General features: G+C 67.0%; 17 protein-coding genes. 16 read left to right on the forward strand and 1 reads right to left on the reverse strand.

The features are described 5' to 3' along the window. The first annotated feature begins 46 nt into the window (after positions 1–46). Positions 47–1,243: a thiamine phosphate synthase gene (locus PNO31109_RS13780; RefSeq protein WP_150556060.1), complete on the forward strand. Its 1,197-nt coding sequence runs from the start codon at positions 47–49 to the stop codon at positions 1,241–1,243. Positions 1,244–1,291: 48 nt separating this feature from the next. Here the strand turns inward: PNO31109_RS13780 and PNO31109_RS13785 are convergent, their stop codons facing one another. After that, positions 1,292–1,849, reverse strand: a complete 558-nt coding sequence (locus PNO31109_RS13785; RefSeq protein WP_174966388.1) for a GNAT family N-acetyltransferase — start codon at positions 1,847–1,849, stop codon at positions 1,292–1,294. Between the two features lie 379 nt (positions 1,850–2,228). Between PNO31109_RS13785 and PNO31109_RS13790 the strand changes: the two genes are divergently transcribed. The 15 genes from PNO31109_RS13790 to hisB all read left to right on the forward strand — a co-directional run bounded on the left by PNO31109_RS13790 (position 2,229) and on the right by hisB (position 14,381). Then, positions 2,229–3,047, forward strand: coding sequence for an ABC transporter ATP-binding protein (locus tag PNO31109_RS13790; RefSeq protein WP_150556062.1), 819 nt, complete (start codon positions 2,229–2,231; stop codon positions 3,045–3,047). Next, on the forward strand, positions 3,044–3,811 hold the full coding sequence (gene mlaE / locus PNO31109_RS13795; RefSeq protein ID WP_150556063.1) for a lipid asymmetry maintenance ABC transporter permease subunit MlaE: 768 nt from the start codon (positions 3,044–3,046) through the stop codon (positions 3,809–3,811). The genes PNO31109_RS13790 and mlaE overlap by 4 nt, the downstream gene beginning before the upstream one ends. Positions 3,812–3,865: 54 nt before the next feature. Further along, on the forward strand, positions 3,866–4,390 hold the full coding sequence (mlaD, locus tag PNO31109_RS13800; RefSeq protein WP_150556064.1) for an outer membrane lipid asymmetry maintenance protein MlaD: 525 nt from the start codon (positions 3,866–3,868) through the stop codon (positions 4,388–4,390). Positions 4,391–4,395: 5 nt separating this feature from the next. Then, on the forward strand, positions 4,396–5,289 hold the full coding sequence (locus PNO31109_RS13805) for an MlaA family lipoprotein (RefSeq protein WP_150556065.1): 894 nt from the start codon (positions 4,396–4,398) through the stop codon (positions 5,287–5,289). 198 nt (positions 5,290–5,487) lie between these two features. Beyond that, a complete protein-coding gene (locus PNO31109_RS13810; RefSeq protein ID WP_150556066.1) occupies positions 5,488–6,108 on the forward strand; it encodes an MlaC/ttg2D family ABC transporter substrate-binding protein in 621 nt (206 codons plus the stop codon). A 4-nt stretch (positions 6,109–6,112) separates the two neighbouring features. Beyond that, positions 6,113–6,370 carry an STAS domain-containing protein gene (locus PNO31109_RS13815; RefSeq protein WP_150556067.1) on the forward strand — a complete coding sequence of 86 codons (258 nt, stop codon included), beginning with the start codon at positions 6,113–6,115 and terminating at the stop codon, positions 6,368–6,370. Positions 6,371–6,755: 385 nt separating this feature from the next. Then, entirely contained in the window at positions 6,756–7,682 is a 927-nt protein-coding gene (locus PNO31109_RS13820) for an ABC transporter ATP-binding protein (protein WP_150556177.1), read from the forward strand. Next, positions 7,679–8,446, forward strand: coding sequence for an ABC transporter permease (locus tag PNO31109_RS13825; protein WP_150556068.1), 768 nt, complete (start codon positions 7,679–7,681; stop codon positions 8,444–8,446). The genes PNO31109_RS13820 and PNO31109_RS13825 overlap by 4 nt, the downstream gene beginning before the upstream one ends. Positions 8,447–8,465: 19 nt before the next feature. After that, on the forward strand, positions 8,466–8,705 hold the full coding sequence (locus PNO31109_RS13830) for a BolA family protein (protein WP_039406252.1): 240 nt from the start codon (positions 8,466–8,468) through the stop codon (positions 8,703–8,705). Continuing rightward, positions 8,702–10,042 (forward strand): UDP-N-acetylglucosamine 1-carboxyvinyltransferase, encoded by a 1,341-nt coding sequence (gene murA, locus PNO31109_RS13835; RefSeq protein WP_150556069.1) that lies wholly within the window; start codon positions 8,702–8,704, stop codon positions 10,040–10,042. The genes PNO31109_RS13830 and murA overlap by 4 nt, the downstream gene beginning before the upstream one ends. Next, positions 10,039–10,743, forward strand: coding sequence for an ATP phosphoribosyltransferase (gene hisG / locus PNO31109_RS13840; RefSeq protein ID WP_150556070.1), 705 nt, complete (start codon positions 10,039–10,041; stop codon positions 10,741–10,743). Before murA ends, hisG begins: the two co-directional genes overlap by 4 nt. Continuing rightward, on the forward strand, positions 10,740–12,062 hold the full coding sequence (hisD, locus tag PNO31109_RS13845) for a histidinol dehydrogenase (RefSeq protein ID WP_150556071.1): 1,323 nt from the start codon (positions 10,740–10,742) through the stop codon (positions 12,060–12,062). Before hisG ends, hisD begins: the two co-directional genes overlap by 4 nt. A 1-nt stretch (position 12,063) precedes the next feature. After that, positions 12,064–12,663 carry a hypothetical protein gene (locus PNO31109_RS13850; protein ID WP_150556072.1) on the forward strand — a complete coding sequence of 200 codons (600 nt, stop codon included), beginning with the start codon at positions 12,064–12,066 and terminating at the stop codon, positions 12,661–12,663. A 38-nt stretch (positions 12,664–12,701) separates the two neighbouring features. After that, positions 12,702–13,766: a histidinol-phosphate transaminase gene (gene hisC / locus PNO31109_RS13855; RefSeq protein WP_150556073.1), complete on the forward strand. Its 1,065-nt coding sequence runs from the start codon at positions 12,702–12,704 to the stop codon at positions 13,764–13,766. A 27-nt stretch (positions 13,767–13,793) separates the two neighbouring features. Next, entirely contained in the window at positions 13,794–14,381 is a 588-nt protein-coding gene (gene hisB / locus PNO31109_RS13860) for an imidazoleglycerol-phosphate dehydratase HisB (protein WP_150556074.1), read from the forward strand. The last annotated feature ends 6 nt before the right edge of the window (positions 14,382–14,387 follow it).

A 14,387-nucleotide genomic window follows, 5' to 3' on the forward strand; every position in this document is an offset into this window, starting at 1 on the left:
CCGCAGCCCACCCGACACCCTTCCATCCGTCGAACGAGGATTTTCAATGACGACGCCCGCCCGCGCCGCCAGGCTTTCGCATGTGCAATGGCTGCCGGCCGGCGCGCCAGCCGCAACGGCGTGGCAGCAAGCCGCCGGCGCGATTCGGGCGCGCCTTGCCCCGTGGCCGGCCACCGCGGACGATGGCGCACCGTCGTGGCGCCTGCATGTCGAGCCGCCCGCGCACGCCGGCCAGGGAGATGTGGTCCGGCTGTCGGCGGCGTCGACACACGAGGCGGGCGCCGCGTCGTTGCAGATCGACGCGTGGCGCGCCGCGGGTGCCGTGGTGCTCGTCACCCGCGCGACGGTGCCGGGGCACGCCGAAGATGCCCTGTACACGCCGGACGCTGTCTATCGCATCGCCGGTGTCGACGATCCGGCGTTCTTCCCGGCCTTCGCGGCGTTTCTCGACTGCGGCTTCGCGCCGCACGACGCCCTGGTGCTGGGACGCGCCTGGCGCAGCGACGGCAGCCACGCCCGCGCCGAGGACGCGGCCGCGCTCGGCGAATGGCCGACGGTCTTGGAGACGTTCCCCACGGTCCTCGGTCAGGCGCCGTCACCCGGACGCTTCCCGGCGTGCCCGCCGCGTCTCGGGCTGTATCCCGTACTGCCGGATGCCGGGTGGTGCGAGCGCATGGCCGACCTGCAGGTCGGCACGGTGCAGTTGCGGATCAAGGATCCCGCGCATCCGGGACTGCGCGAGCAGATCGCGCGGGTGGTGAGGGCCGCCGAGCGCGTTTCGCGCGACGGCGCCTGGTTCATCAACGACCACTGGCGCGAAGCCGCGCAGGCCGGGGCCTACGGCGTGCATCTGGGGCAAGAGGACATGGCCGCGCTCTCGGCCGATGAAGTCGCGGCATTGCACGCGAGCGGCATGCGGCTTGGCATCAGCACGCACGGCTATTATGAAATTCTCGCGGCGCACCATTTCCGGCCAAGCTATCTCGCCGTCGGGGCTGTGTTTCCGACCACGACCAAGGTGATTGCCACCGCGCCGCAGGGGCTGGCGAAGCTCGCGCGCTATGTGAAGCTGGTGGCGCCCCATTACCCGCTCGTTGCCATCGGCGGCATCGATGCCGGCAACCTGCCTCGCGTGCTCGATACCGGGGTGGGATCTGCCGCCGTCGTGCGCGCCGTGACGCAGGCCGCGGACGTGGCCGCCGCGGTGCAGGGCATGCAACGCGAGTTCGCGATGCGCGCCTGAGGAAGACTTGCGCAGGGCGCGCGGGGGGGCGGGGGTGGCGGTGGAGCCTTACAGGCGACGCGTCATGAAGACCGCGCCGTCGCCATAACCGGCGAGCTTGGCGGCGATGAGTGGGGAGACGTCCGTCGCCACGGCATAGCCGAAGCGCGCCCAGAAACCCTGCGATTGCTGCACCGCAACGAGTGCGGACACCTGCAGGCCCAATCCCCGCGCCGATTCGAGCGCGGCCGCATAGAGGCGGCTGGCGACGCCGGCGGCGCGCGTGCGCGGCGCGAGCGCCATGTCGTGCACGTACCAGCAGTCGGGCGCGTCGGGCAGCGTGTCGAGCACGGTATCGAGCGGCGGCGGCGCTGCGATCTGCCATGGATGTGTGAATAGATAGCCGGCCACACGCGAGCGTTCGGCGTTTGAGGTTGCCGCGCGGGCTGGCGCGTGCCTCGCGTCGACGTTCGCCAACGCCATGACGTCCATGGCGTCTGTAGTGACCCAGCACGTTGCGGGAGAGAGATGCAGGCGGGAGGCAAGCGCCGCTTCCGATTCGAGCATGGCGCTCCCGTAGGCCTGCGCCTGCACGGACAGCACCTCGGGAAGATCGTCGGGCCGCATCGGACGGATCTGAAACGTCCGGGCTTCGTCAGCGGGAGGACGCCGGCCGTCGCCCGGCAAGGGCCGAACGGATGGAAGGGGCCGCAAGGGCAAGGGAGGGAAGCGTTTGGCGGCGGACATCCGGCTCGACAGGTTGTTGCGTCAAGCGGAATATTGTAGCAACGGCGCAACACCGCTGCCGCCACCGCCGGTAAGTCCTTGCCGCGGCTGGCATTTTGTCCGTTGCATTGACCGGAACGCGGCGCCGTCGATCCGCGAAGGCCCTGTAAAATGCCGCCGGACGTTGCCCATACTCGCGCCGGCGAGCCGCCCGTGCGCGGCATCGATCGGCATTCCCCCCTATAATTGGCGTTTTGCGCCGCACTATAAGACCCGAAACGTGCCTACCCCGAACCCGGAAAATCTGCTCGAATTGCGCGACGTCAGCTTCGGTTATGGCGAACGACTCGTGCTCTCCGGGTTGAATATGCGGTTTCCCCGCGGCAAGGTGATTGCGGTCATGGGCGGCTCCGGCTGCGGCAAGACGACCGTGCTGCGTCTGATCGGCGGACTCGTGCATGCGAGCCGCGGCACGGTCGATTTCGACGGCACGGACGTGTCCACGCTCGATCGCGACGGCTGGTTCCGGTTGCGCCGTCGCATGGGCATGCTGTTCCAGTTCGGCGCGCTGTTTACCGACATGACGGTGTTCGACAACGTGGCGTTTCCGCTGCGCGAGCACACCCGACTGGATGAGTCGCTCATACGCGATCTGGTGCTCATGAAGCTCAACGCCGTGGGTCTGCGGGGGGCGCGCGACATGAAGCCGGCCGAGATTTCGGGCGGCATGGCGCGTCGCGTAGCGCTTGCGCGCACGATCGCGCTCGATCCCGATCTCGTCATGTACGACGAGCCGTTTACCGGGTTGGATCCGATCTCGATGGGCATCACCGCGAACCTGATCCGCAAGCTCAACGACGCGCTCGGCGCTACCTCGATCATCGTCTCGCACGACGTGGCGGAGACCTTCGCCATCGCCGACTACATCTATTTCATCAGTGAAGGCCGCATCGCCGCCGAGGGTACGCCCGACGCGCTGCGCGCCTCGACCGACCCCACGGTGCGCCAGTTCATCGAGGCGCAGCCGGACGGGCCCGTGAAATTCCAGTATCCCGCGCCGCCGCTCGCGGAAGACTTCGGCATCGGAGCGCGTGCATGATCACCACTATCGGCAGTTTCGTTCGCGGCCACGTGGAGCGCCTGGGATACGGCGCCCGCATGTTCCTGCGCATGCTCGCGTCGAGCGCGGCGCTGCTGCGCCGTCCGCGGCTCGTGACCGACCAGATTCATTTCGTCGGCAACTATTCGTTCGTCATCATTGCGGTCTCGGGGCTGTTCGTCGGCTTCGTGCTGGGGCTGCAAGGCTATTACACGCTCAACAAGTACGGCTCGGAACAGGCGCTCGGCCTGCTGGTGGCACTCTCGCTCGTGCGCGAGCTCGGACCGGTGGTCACGGCGCTGCTGTTTGCCGGCCGCGCGGGTACGTCGCTTACCGCGGAGATCGGCCTGATGAAGGCCGGCGAGCAACTGACCGCGATGGAGATGATGGCCATCGACCCGATCGCGCGCGTCGTGGCGCCGCGCTTCTGGGCGGGCGTGATCGCCATGCCGATCCTCGCGGCGATCTTCTCGGCGGTGGGCATCTTCGGCGGTTATCTCGTGGGCGTGCAACTCATCGGCGTGGATTCCGGCGCGTTCTGGTCGCAGATGCAAGGCGGCGTGGACGTCTGGTCGGACGTCGCCAACGGCGTGGTCAAGAGCCTCGTGTTCGGTATCGCCGTCACGTATATCGCGCTGTATCAGGGATTCGAGGCACAGCCGACGCCGGAGGGCGTCTCGCGTGCGACCACACGCACGGTCGTGCAAGCGTCGCTTGCCGTGCTCGGTCTCGACTTCCTGCTCACGGCCCTGATGTTCAGCTAACGGGCCGGCTTGCCTGCCAACCTTATCGACAGACCGTTTGCGCACACTGACACAATGAAAAAACACCCCCTCGACTTCTGGGTCGGCCTGTTCGTGGTTCTCGGCTTCGCGGCGCTGCTTTTTCTCGCGCTCAAGGCCGGCAACATGAGCTCGCTGTCGTTCTCGAGCTCGTACCCCGTGACGGTGCGCTTCGACAATATCGGCGGCCTCAAGCCGCGCGCCGCGGTCAAGAGCGCGGGCGTGGTGGTCGGGCGCGTGGCGTCGATCAAATTCGACGACAAGCGCTATCTGGCCGACGTCACGCTCAACATCGATTCGCAGTATCAATTCCCGAAGGACTCGTCGGCCAAGATCCTGACTTCGGGGCTGCTCGGCGAGCAGTACATCGGGTTGGAGCCCGGCGGCGACGACCAGATGCTCAAGGCCGGTGATACGATCACGCTCACGCAATCGGCGATCGTGCTGGAAAACCTGATCGGCCAGTTCCTGTACAACAAGGCGGCAGACGCCGGCGGCGCCCAGGCGGGCGGCGCAGCGTCGGCCTCTGCACCGGCAGCGACGGTAACCCAAGGAAAATAAGAGAAATGACCAGCTTCCGTACTTCGGCAGTGCTGGCCGCCGGCGCGATGGCGCTGGCCGGTTGCGCCACTGTCACGAATCCGAACCCCGCGGACCCCATCGAAGGGTTCAACCGTTCGATGTACACGTTCAATGACAAGCTCGACAAGGCTGTCATGACGCCCGTGGCCAAGGGTTATCGCTTCGTCGTGCCGGAGCCGGCGCGCGACATGGTCACGAACTTCTTCTCGAACATCGGCGACGTCTACAACTTTGCCAATAACCTGCTGCAGCTCGAAGTCACGGCGGCCGTGCAGGATCTGATGCGCCTGACCATCAATACCGTGTTCGGTGTCGGCGGTCTGGTCGACTTCGCATCCCCGGCCGGTCTGCCCAAGCACAGCCAGGATTTCGGCGTGACGCTCGGCAAGTGGGGGCTGCCCGATGGCCCGTACCTGGTGCTGCCGCTGCTCGGCCCGAGCACGGTGCGCGACACGGTCGGCCTGGCGGGCAACATGTTCATCGACCCGACGTCGTACATCAAGCCGGATTGGGTGAGCTACACGATCTACGGCGTGCGTCTGGTCAACACCCGCGCCAACCTGCTCGACGCGTCGAACCTGCTCGAAGCCGCGGCACTTGATCCGTACTCGTTCACGCGCGACGCCTATCTGGCGCGTCGCAAGTATCTGATCAACGGCGGGGCCTCGGGTAACGCCGCGCTGCCGAACTACGAAGACGAGGGCGGCGCCGCCGCGGCGGGTGCCGGCGCAGGCGCTGCGGCCGCCGGTGCGGGCGGGCAGCCGATGCCGGCCGGCGCGCCAGCACCCGCGTCGGGCGCCAAGGCCGAACCGGAAGCGCCGCAAGGCTCGCCGGTGCCGGGCAAGATGGTCCCGGGCGGACTGCCGTTGCGCCGCTGATTGCGCGCTGCGCGTGGTTCGCCGGACCGGTGCGATCCGCGCCATGCCTTTGCCGTGCGCGACCCGTCGGGCGGCACGGCACCGGCGGGCTCGCCGGGCAACAGTTTGTTACACGACGCTGTCGTCGATCGGAGAACTCCCGACGCGACGCGGGTATCCAACCCCGCAACACTCGTCACTCGAAAGAGGAAGTCCACAATGAAGAAGTTCTGGCTCATTCCCGTCATGGCATTCATGACGTACACCGCCGCCGGCGCTGCCATGGCGCAGGCGCAGACCCCGGACGCGCTGGTCAAGCAGACCGTGACCGACGTGATGGCCGCCGCCAAGAGCGACCCGAACATCCAGAAGGGCGATCTGAACAGCATCACGCGACTGGTCGAGCAGAAGATCATGCCGCACGCCGACTTCTCGAAGACCACGCAGCTCGCCACCGGCGCTGCCTGGCGCAACGCCACGCCGCAACAGCGCCAACAGCTCACCGAACAGTTCAAGACGCTGCTGCTGCGTACATACGCGGGCGCCATCGCGCAAATCCGCGACCAGCAGGTGAATTACAAGCCGTTCCGCGGTCAGCCGAGCGACACCGACGCCGTGGTGTATACCGACGTCATCAACAACGGCCAGCCCATCGAGCTCGACTACCGGCTGTACAAGACGGCCAGTGGCGAATGGAAGCTCTACGATCTGAACGTGCTGGGCGCCTGGCTGATCCAGACGTACCGCAACCAGTTCGCGGAGAAGGTCAACCAGTCGGGCGTCGACGGTCTGATCAAGTTCCTGACCGAGCGCAATCAGCAACTCGCAGGCGGCAAGTAAGCGCATGCTCGCGTTGCAGACCGACCTCACTCACGACACCGCCGGCGACGTGCTCGCGCAGGCCATCGATCGCATCGATGCGGGCGAGACCCACGTCGACTGCGCCGGCCTCAAGCACTTCGACTCGTCGGCAATTGCCGTGCTGCTGGCCTTGCGCCGGCATGCGGCACAGCGGGGCAAGACGTTGGCGTTCACTAACTTGCCGACCGGGCTGGCCAGCCTCGCGCTGGTGTACGGCGTCGATCACCTGCTCTCGAGTTGATCGGTCGGGTCGGACCGCTGCCAGGCGCCGTCTTCGGACGGCGCTTTTTTTATGCCGCGGCGAACCCGGCGGGAGAGCGGGAGAGCGGGAGAGGGGCGACGGGCGGTGGACGGGGCGCCCGACGCCGGCGGCGGCAGATCGGTCGCGCCCGTGGGGGCCACGGGCGGCGCCAGGGCGGCAAGGCGGCGGCAGGATCACGGCGGTCACCACCAGCACGGCCGCCGGCGGCTTCCTTTATAATCAGGGGTTTTCTGCCGACTTTTGGGCAGTTACCCCCATCCGGGCACCGACACCGGCGCCGCCGCGATTGCCGCGGTTCGCGCACACGGTCGGCCGTGGCCGGAGAATAAAAATGGCGCGCCCGCCACACGGGTGCGTGCAGTCCATGGCCGCCATCGAAATCCGTAACGTCAAAAAACGCTATCAGGCGTTGCAGGCGCTCAAGGGCGTCAGCTTCTCGATCGAAGAAGGTGAATTCTTCGGTCTGCTCGGCCCGAACGGCGCGGGCAAGACCACGCTGATCAGCATTCTCGCGGGCCTCGCGCGCGCCGACGCCGGCAACATCAGCGTGCTCGGCCACGACGTCGTGCGCGACTACCGCAGCGCCCGGCGCAAGCTCGGCGTGGTGCCGCAGGAACTCGTCTTCGATCCGTTCTTCTCCGTGCGCGAGACGCTGCGCATCCAGTCCGGCTACTTCGGGCTCACGCGCAACGACGACTGGATCGACGAGGTCATGGCCAATCTCGATCTTACCGACAAGGCCGACGCCAACATGCGCCAGCTCTCGGGCGGCATGAAGCGCCGCGTGCTCGTGGCGCAGGCGCTCGTGCACCGCCCGCCGGTGATCGTGCTCGACGAGCCGACCGCCGGCGTCGACGTGGAACTGCGTCAGACGCTGTGGAAATTCATCTCTCGTCTGAACCGCGAAGGCCACACCATCGTGCTCACCACGCACTACCTCGAAGAAGCGGAAACGCTGTGCGATCGCATCGCCATGCTCAAGCGCGGCGAAGTCGTGGCGCTCGAGCGCACGGCGTCGCTGCTGCAGCGCTTTGCCGGCACGCGTCTGGTGCTGCGCTTCAAGCAGGGCACGCTGCCGGCCGAACTGCGCCCGCTGCTGGTCGACGGCTCCGACGTGAACGGCCACCAGTTCGCGCTGCGACTGGCCGGCTGCGACGAAGTGGAGTCGATTCTCGCCACCTGCCGCGCGGCAGGCGGCATCGTCGAGGACATCGACATTCAGAAGGCCGATCTGGAGGACGTGTTCGTGCAGATCATGTCGGGTTCGCGCGCGCAGGAGGTGGCGGCATGATGGGCGGCTTCGTCGGATTTCGCACGCTGTTCTACAAGGAAGTGCTGCGCTTCTGGAAGGTGAGTTTCCAGACGGTGGCCGCGCCGGTGCTCACCGCGCTGCTGTACCTCATGATCTTCGGCCACGTGCTCGAAGATCGCGTGAAAGTGTACGACCAGATCACGTACACGTCGTTTCTCGTGCCAGGACTCGTGATGATGAGCGTGCTGCAGAACGCGTTCGCGAATAGTTCGTCGTCGCTGATCCAGTCGAAGATCACGGGCAATCTCGTGTTCGTGCTGCTGCCGCCGCTCTCGCACTGGGAGATGTACGGCGCTTACGTGCTCGCGGCCGTGGTGCGCGGCCTGTGCGTCGGGCTGGGCGTGTTTGCCGTGACCGTGGCCTTCACGCATCTCACGTTCGCCGCACCGCTGTGGATTCTCGGCTTTGCGTTCCTCGGCGCGGCCATTCTCGGCACGCTGGGGCTGATTGCCGGCATCTGGGCGGAGAAGTTCGACCAACTCGCCGCATTTCAGAACTTCCTGATCATGCCGGCAACGTTCCTGGCGGGCGTGTTTTACTCGATTCACTCGCTGCCGCCGCTGTGGCAGGCTGTGTCGCATTTCAACCCGTTTTTCTACATGATCGACGGGTTCCGTTATGGCTTCTTCGGCGTGTCCGACGTGGCTCCGCAGACGAGCCTCGCGGTCGTCGGCGCGACTTTTCTGATTCTCGCAACCGTGGCGCTCCATCTGCTGCGCCGCGGCTACAAATTGCGTCACTGAACTTTCCTAGGATCGGCAAATGCTGCCCACCCCTGAACAAATCAAACAATACATCGAAGCCGGTCTGGCTTGCGAACACGTGGACGTCGAAGGCGACGGCCAGCATTTCTTCGCGACGATCGTGAGCGCGCAGTTCGAAGGCAAGCGCCTCATCGCCCGTCACCAGCTCGTGTACGCCGCGCTCGGCGACCGGATGAAAGCGGAAATCCACGCGTTGTCGATGAAGACGCTCACGCCGGCGGAGTATCGCGCGCAATGAGGATTACGCAAGAAAGCGCTGGCGTAGCCGGCAACGGCGAGGTCTGCGCCGGCGAGCGTGTGGCCGCGGACCACCTGGAAATCGAGGGTGGCGAGCGGCTGGACGGAGAGATTACCGTGTCGGGCGCCAAGAACGCGGCGCTGCCAATCCTGTGCGCGAGCCTGCTGACGGCCGAGCCGCTGGTGCTGGGCAACGTGCCCGACCTGCACGACGTGCGCACCATGCTCGCGCTGCTCGCGCGCATGGGCGTGAAGGTCGAGCGCCACGGCGAATCGGTGACGCTCGACGCGTCGCAGATCACCGAGCCCGCCGCGCCATACGAGCTGGTCAAGACCATGCGGGCGTCGATCCTCGTGCTCGGCCCGCTGCTCGCGCGTTGCGGCGAAGCGCGGGTCTCGCTGCCGGGCGGCTGCGCGATCGGGGCGCGTCCCGTGGACCAGCACATCAAGGGCCTGCAGAAAATGGGCGCGCAGATCTCGCTTGCGCACGGCGACATCCTCGCACGCGCCACGCGTCTGCGCGGCGAGACGCTCGTGACCGACATGATCACCGTCACCGGCACCGAAAACCTGCTGATGGCGGCCACGCTGGCCGACGGCGTGACGGTGCTGGCCAACGCCGCGCGCGAGCCTGAAGTGACCGACCTCGCGCACCTGCTCGTGAAGATGGGCGCGAAGATCGAAGGCATCGGTACGGACCGCCTGGTGGTGACCGGCGTGCCGCGCCTGCACGGCGCCACGCACGACGTGGTGCCCGATCGCATCGAGGCCGGCACGTTCCTGTGCGCGGCGGTGGCCACGCGCGGCGACATCACGCTGCGCCGCGTGGTGCCGGGCACGCTCGACGCCGTGCTCGACAAGCTGCGCGAAACCGGCGCCACGGTGAGCGCCGGTGCGGATTGGCTGCGCGTGACGATGAACCGGCGCGCGCAGGCCGTGAGTTTCCGGACGTCGGAATATCCGGCCTTCCCGACCGACATGCAGGCGCAGTTCATGGCGCTCAATTGCATTGCGCAGGGGGCGTCGCAGGTCGTGGAGACAATCTTCGAGAACCGCTTCATGCATGTGCAGGAATTGCAGCGCCTGGGCGCGAATATCGGCATCGAGGGCAATACGGCGCGCATTTGCGGCGTCGATCGCCTGTCCGGCGCGCACGTCATGGCGACCGACCTGCGCGCGTCGGCCAGCCTGATCGTGGCGGGCCTGACGGCCGAGGGCCGCACCCTCGTCGACCGCATTCACCACCTCGATCGCGGCTATCATCGTATCGAGGCAAAGTTGCGCGCCGTGGGCGCGCGAATCCGGCGTGTCGAAGCGCGCCAGGGAGACATTGCATGAGTTCCGCCAAGCCGGCCCAGCCGCTCAGTCAGCCACTCAGTCAGCCGCTCAGTCAGCCGCTCACACTGGCGCTCTCGAAAGGGCGTATCTTTACGGAAACGCTGCCGTTGCTCGCGGCCGCGGGCATCGAAGTCACGGAAGACCCGGAGACCTCGCGCAAGCTGATTCTGCCGACGACGGATCCGAACCTGCGCGTGATCATCGTGCGCGCGACCGATGTGCCGACCTATGTGCAATATGGTGCCGCCGACTTCGGCGTGGCCGGCAAGGACGTGCTCATCGAGCATGGCGGCGGCGGACTGTACCAGCCGATCGATTTGAACATTGCGCGTTGCCGCATGTCTGTGGCTGTACCGAAGGGCTTCGACTACGCGAACGCCGTGCGCCAAGGGGCGCGCCTGCGGGTGGCGACCAAGTACGTGCAGACCGCGCGCGAGCACTTCGCGGCCAAGGGCGTGCACGTCGACCTGATCAAGCTGTACGGCTCGATGGAACTGGGCCCGCTCGTGGGACTGGCCGACGCGATCGTCGACCTGGTGAGCACCGGCGGCACGCTGCGGGCCAACAATCTGGTGGAGGTGGAGGAGATCATGGACATCTCGTCGCGCCTCGTGATCAATCAGGCTGCGCTCAAGCTCAAGCGCGAGTCGTTGCAGCCCATTCTGGATGCCTTCGAACGGGCCTCCCGTCAAAAAGCATGAAACTCGATATTCGCAATCTCGACTCCGGCGCTGAAGGCTTCGACGCGCAGTTGCGCGAAGTCCTAGCGTTCGAGGCGAGTGAAGACGCCGCTATCGATCGCGCGGCCGCCGAAATTCTTGCCGACGTAAAGACACGCGGCGACGCGGCCGTCATCGAATACACCAACAAGTTCGATCGCCTGAACGCGCCCGACATGGCCGCGCTGGAGCTGCCCGCCGAGGCGCTGGCGGCGGCGCTCGAGAGTCTCGAGCCGAAGCGCCGCGCCGCGCTCGAGGCCGCGGCCGCGCGCGTGCGCGCCTATCACGAGAAGCAGCGCATCGAATGCGGCAGCCACAGCTGGCAGTACACCGAGTCGGACGGCACGGTGCTCGGCCAGAAGGTCACGCCGCTCGATCGCGTGGGCATCTACGTACCGGGCGGCAAGGCGGCGTATCCGTCGTCCGTGCTGATGAACGCCATTCCCGCACGAGTGGCCGGCGTGAAGGACATCATCATGGTGGTGCCCACGCCGGACGGCGTGCAAAACCCGCTGGTGCTGGCCGCGGCGCACATTGCCGGGGTGGACCGCGTATTGACGATCGGCGGCGCGCAGGCGGTCGGCGCGCTCGCGTATGGCACCGAAACGGTGCCGGCCGTCGACAAGATCGTCGGCCCGGGCAACGCCTTCGTGGCGGCGGCCAAGCGCCGCGTGTTCGGCACGGTCGGCATCGACATGATTGCCGGTCCGTCGGAAATCCTCGTGATCTGCGACGGCACGACCGATCCCGACTGGGTGGCGATGGACCTGTTCTCGCAGGCCGAGCACGACGAGCTGGCGCAATCGATCCTGCTGTGCCCGGATGCGGAGTACATCGCGCGCGTGCAGGCGTCGCTGGAGCGCCAGATCGACGACATGCCGCGCCGCGACGTGATCGCCGCGTCCCTGCAAGGGCGCGGCGCGCTCATCAAGGTGCGCGACATGAACGAGGCCTGCGAGATTGCCAACGTGATCGCGCCGGAGCACCTGGAGATCTCGGCTGAAGACCCGCAGCAGTGGGGCGACCGGATTCGCCACGCCGGCGCCATCTTCCTCGGCAAGTTCACGAGCGAGAGCCTTGGCGACTATTGCGCGGGGCCCAACCACGTGCTGCCGACCTCGCGCACGGCGCGCTTCTCGTCGCCGCTGGGCGTATACGACTTCATCAAGCGCTCGAGTCTCATCGAGGTGAGCGAGGGCGGCGCCCGCATGCTCGGCGAGATCGCGGCCGAACTGGCATACGGTGAAGGGCTGCAGGCGCATGCACGCAGCGCCGAGTACCGTCTGCATCACGAGTCCTGACATGCGCGACGACGCCCAGCGGCCCGCGTATTGCCAGACGACGCCGGTGACCGCCCGGCGTCGCTCCCGCACCATCGCGGCTTCACTCTTTTGCGCTTTCCCGGATTTCCCGACTTTATTGGCTTTCCCGGTCTCGCCGGGGCGCCGCGCACGGCGCGCGGCGGCCGCGCTCGGCGCATTCGCCTTGTTCGGCGTGGGCGCGGTTGCCGGCACGCCAGCGCATGCGGCCGGTAACTATTGCCAACACGCCGCGTTTGGCAACGCCTCGGCTGAGCGCATGACCGTTTGCGTACACCGGCAGGCGTTCGACAACGACGTCTACGTGTTGCGGCTCGACGGCAAGACCGCGTTGCGCGGCACCGACGAGGAAGTCGCGCACGGCGTGTTCGGCCGTGTCGGCAACCGGCTCGTCGCCATGCGTTGCGAGGCCGAGGCCGCTCCCGCGCGCGTGAGCCCGGCGGTCGCGCAGGCGCTTTCCTGGCAGACGGGAGTGCGCGTGCAGCGCATCACCGACGCGCTGGGCAGCGTCGAGACCGGCCGCCGCTGCAGCGTGAAGATCGACGGCGCCGACGCCGGCATGCTGACGTTCGCCTTCGACTGATGTCATCTCTCAAGACCTTGCCCCCGAGCCCGCGCCCCATGTCCGTCGACCAAGTGATTCGCCCCGACGTGCTCGCCATGAGCACCTATCCCGTGCCCGATGCCAGCGGCTTCCTGAAGCTCGACGCGATGGAGAACCCATACGGCCTGCCCGATGCGCTTCGCACCGCCCTGGGCCAGCGGCTCGCCGACGTGGCGCTCAATCGCTATCCGGCGCCGCGTCCGGCGGCGCTGCTCGGCAAGCTCGCGCGCACCATGGGCGTGCCGGCCGGCGCGAGCCTGCTGCTGGGCAACGGTTCGGACGAGATCATCAGCATGATCGCGACGGCCACGGCGCGCCCGGGGGCCGCCGTGATCGCGCCGACGCCCGGCTTCGTGATGTACGAGGTGTCCTCGCGTCTGGCCGGCATGGCGTTCGTGGGCGTGCCGCTGCGCCCGGATTTCTCGCTGGACATGCCGGCCATGCTCAACGCCATTGCGGCGCATCCGGGTGCGGTGGTGTACCTGGCCTACCCGAACAACCCGACCGGCAACCTGTTCGACGACGCCGACATCGAAACCCTCGTGCGGGCGGCCGGCCGCGGCCTGGTGGTCATCGACGAGGCGTACCAGCCGTTCGCGGGCAAGACCTGGATGCCCCGATTGCCGGAATTTGCGAACCTGCTGGTCATGCGCACGGTGTCGAAGCTCGGCCTGGCCGGCATCCGCCTGGGCTACGTGGCGGGCAGCGCGGCCTGGCTCGAACAGCTCGACAAGGTGCGCCCGCCCTACAACGTGAACGTGCTCACGCAGGCCTGCGCCGACTTCATGCTCGATCATCTGGACGTGCTCGACGCGCAGGCGGCCGAGCTGCGGGCCGAGCGCAGCCGGCTGGCGGCCGCCGTGGCGGCGTTGCCTGGGGTGACGGTGTTCCCGAGCGACGCGAATTTCCTGCTCGTGCGCGTGCCGGACGCCGACAAAACCCACGCGGGCCTGCTCGCGCACAAGGTGCTGATCAAAAACGTGGGTAAAATGCACGTGTTGCTGGCCAATTGCCTGCGGCTGACGGTCGGCACCCCCACGGAGAATGCGGCGATGGTCCACGCCCTGGCCGCATCACTCTAACAAGCCATACGACGAGAACTCACCATCATGCGCATTGCGGAAGTCGTTCGCGATACCAGCGAAACGCAAATACGCGTCAAGATCGACCTGGACGGCACCGGCCGGAAGACGCTCGATACCGGCGTGCCGTTTCTGGACCACATGCTCGACCAGATCGCGCGCCACGGCCTCATCGACATGGAAGTCGAAGCCAAGGGCGATACCTTCATCGACGATCATCACACGGTGGAAGACGTCGGCATCACGCTGGGCATGGCCGTTGCCAAGGCGATCGGCGACAAGAAGGGCATCGTGCGCTATGGCCACAGCTATGTGCCGCTCGACGAGGCGCTCTCGCGCGTGGTGATCGACTTCTCAGGGCGTCCGGGCCTCGAATTTCATGTGCCGTTCACGCGCGCTCGCGTGGGCAACTTCGACGTCGACCTGACCATCGAATTCTTCCGCGGGTTCGTCAACCATGCGGGCGTGACGCTGCACGTCGACAACCTGCGCGGTATCAACGCCCACCACCAGTGCGAGACAGTGTTCAAGGCGTTCGGCCGTGCGCTGCGCATGGCGGTGGAGATCGATCCGCGTGCGGCGGGTGTGGTGCCGTCCACGAAGGGCAGCCTGTAACGCCAG

Origin of the sequence: Pandoraea nosoerga (genome assembly GCF_902459585.1) — a bacterium.
Lineage (GTDB): Bacteria > Pseudomonadota > Gammaproteobacteria > Burkholderiales > Burkholderiaceae > Pandoraea > Pandoraea nosoerga.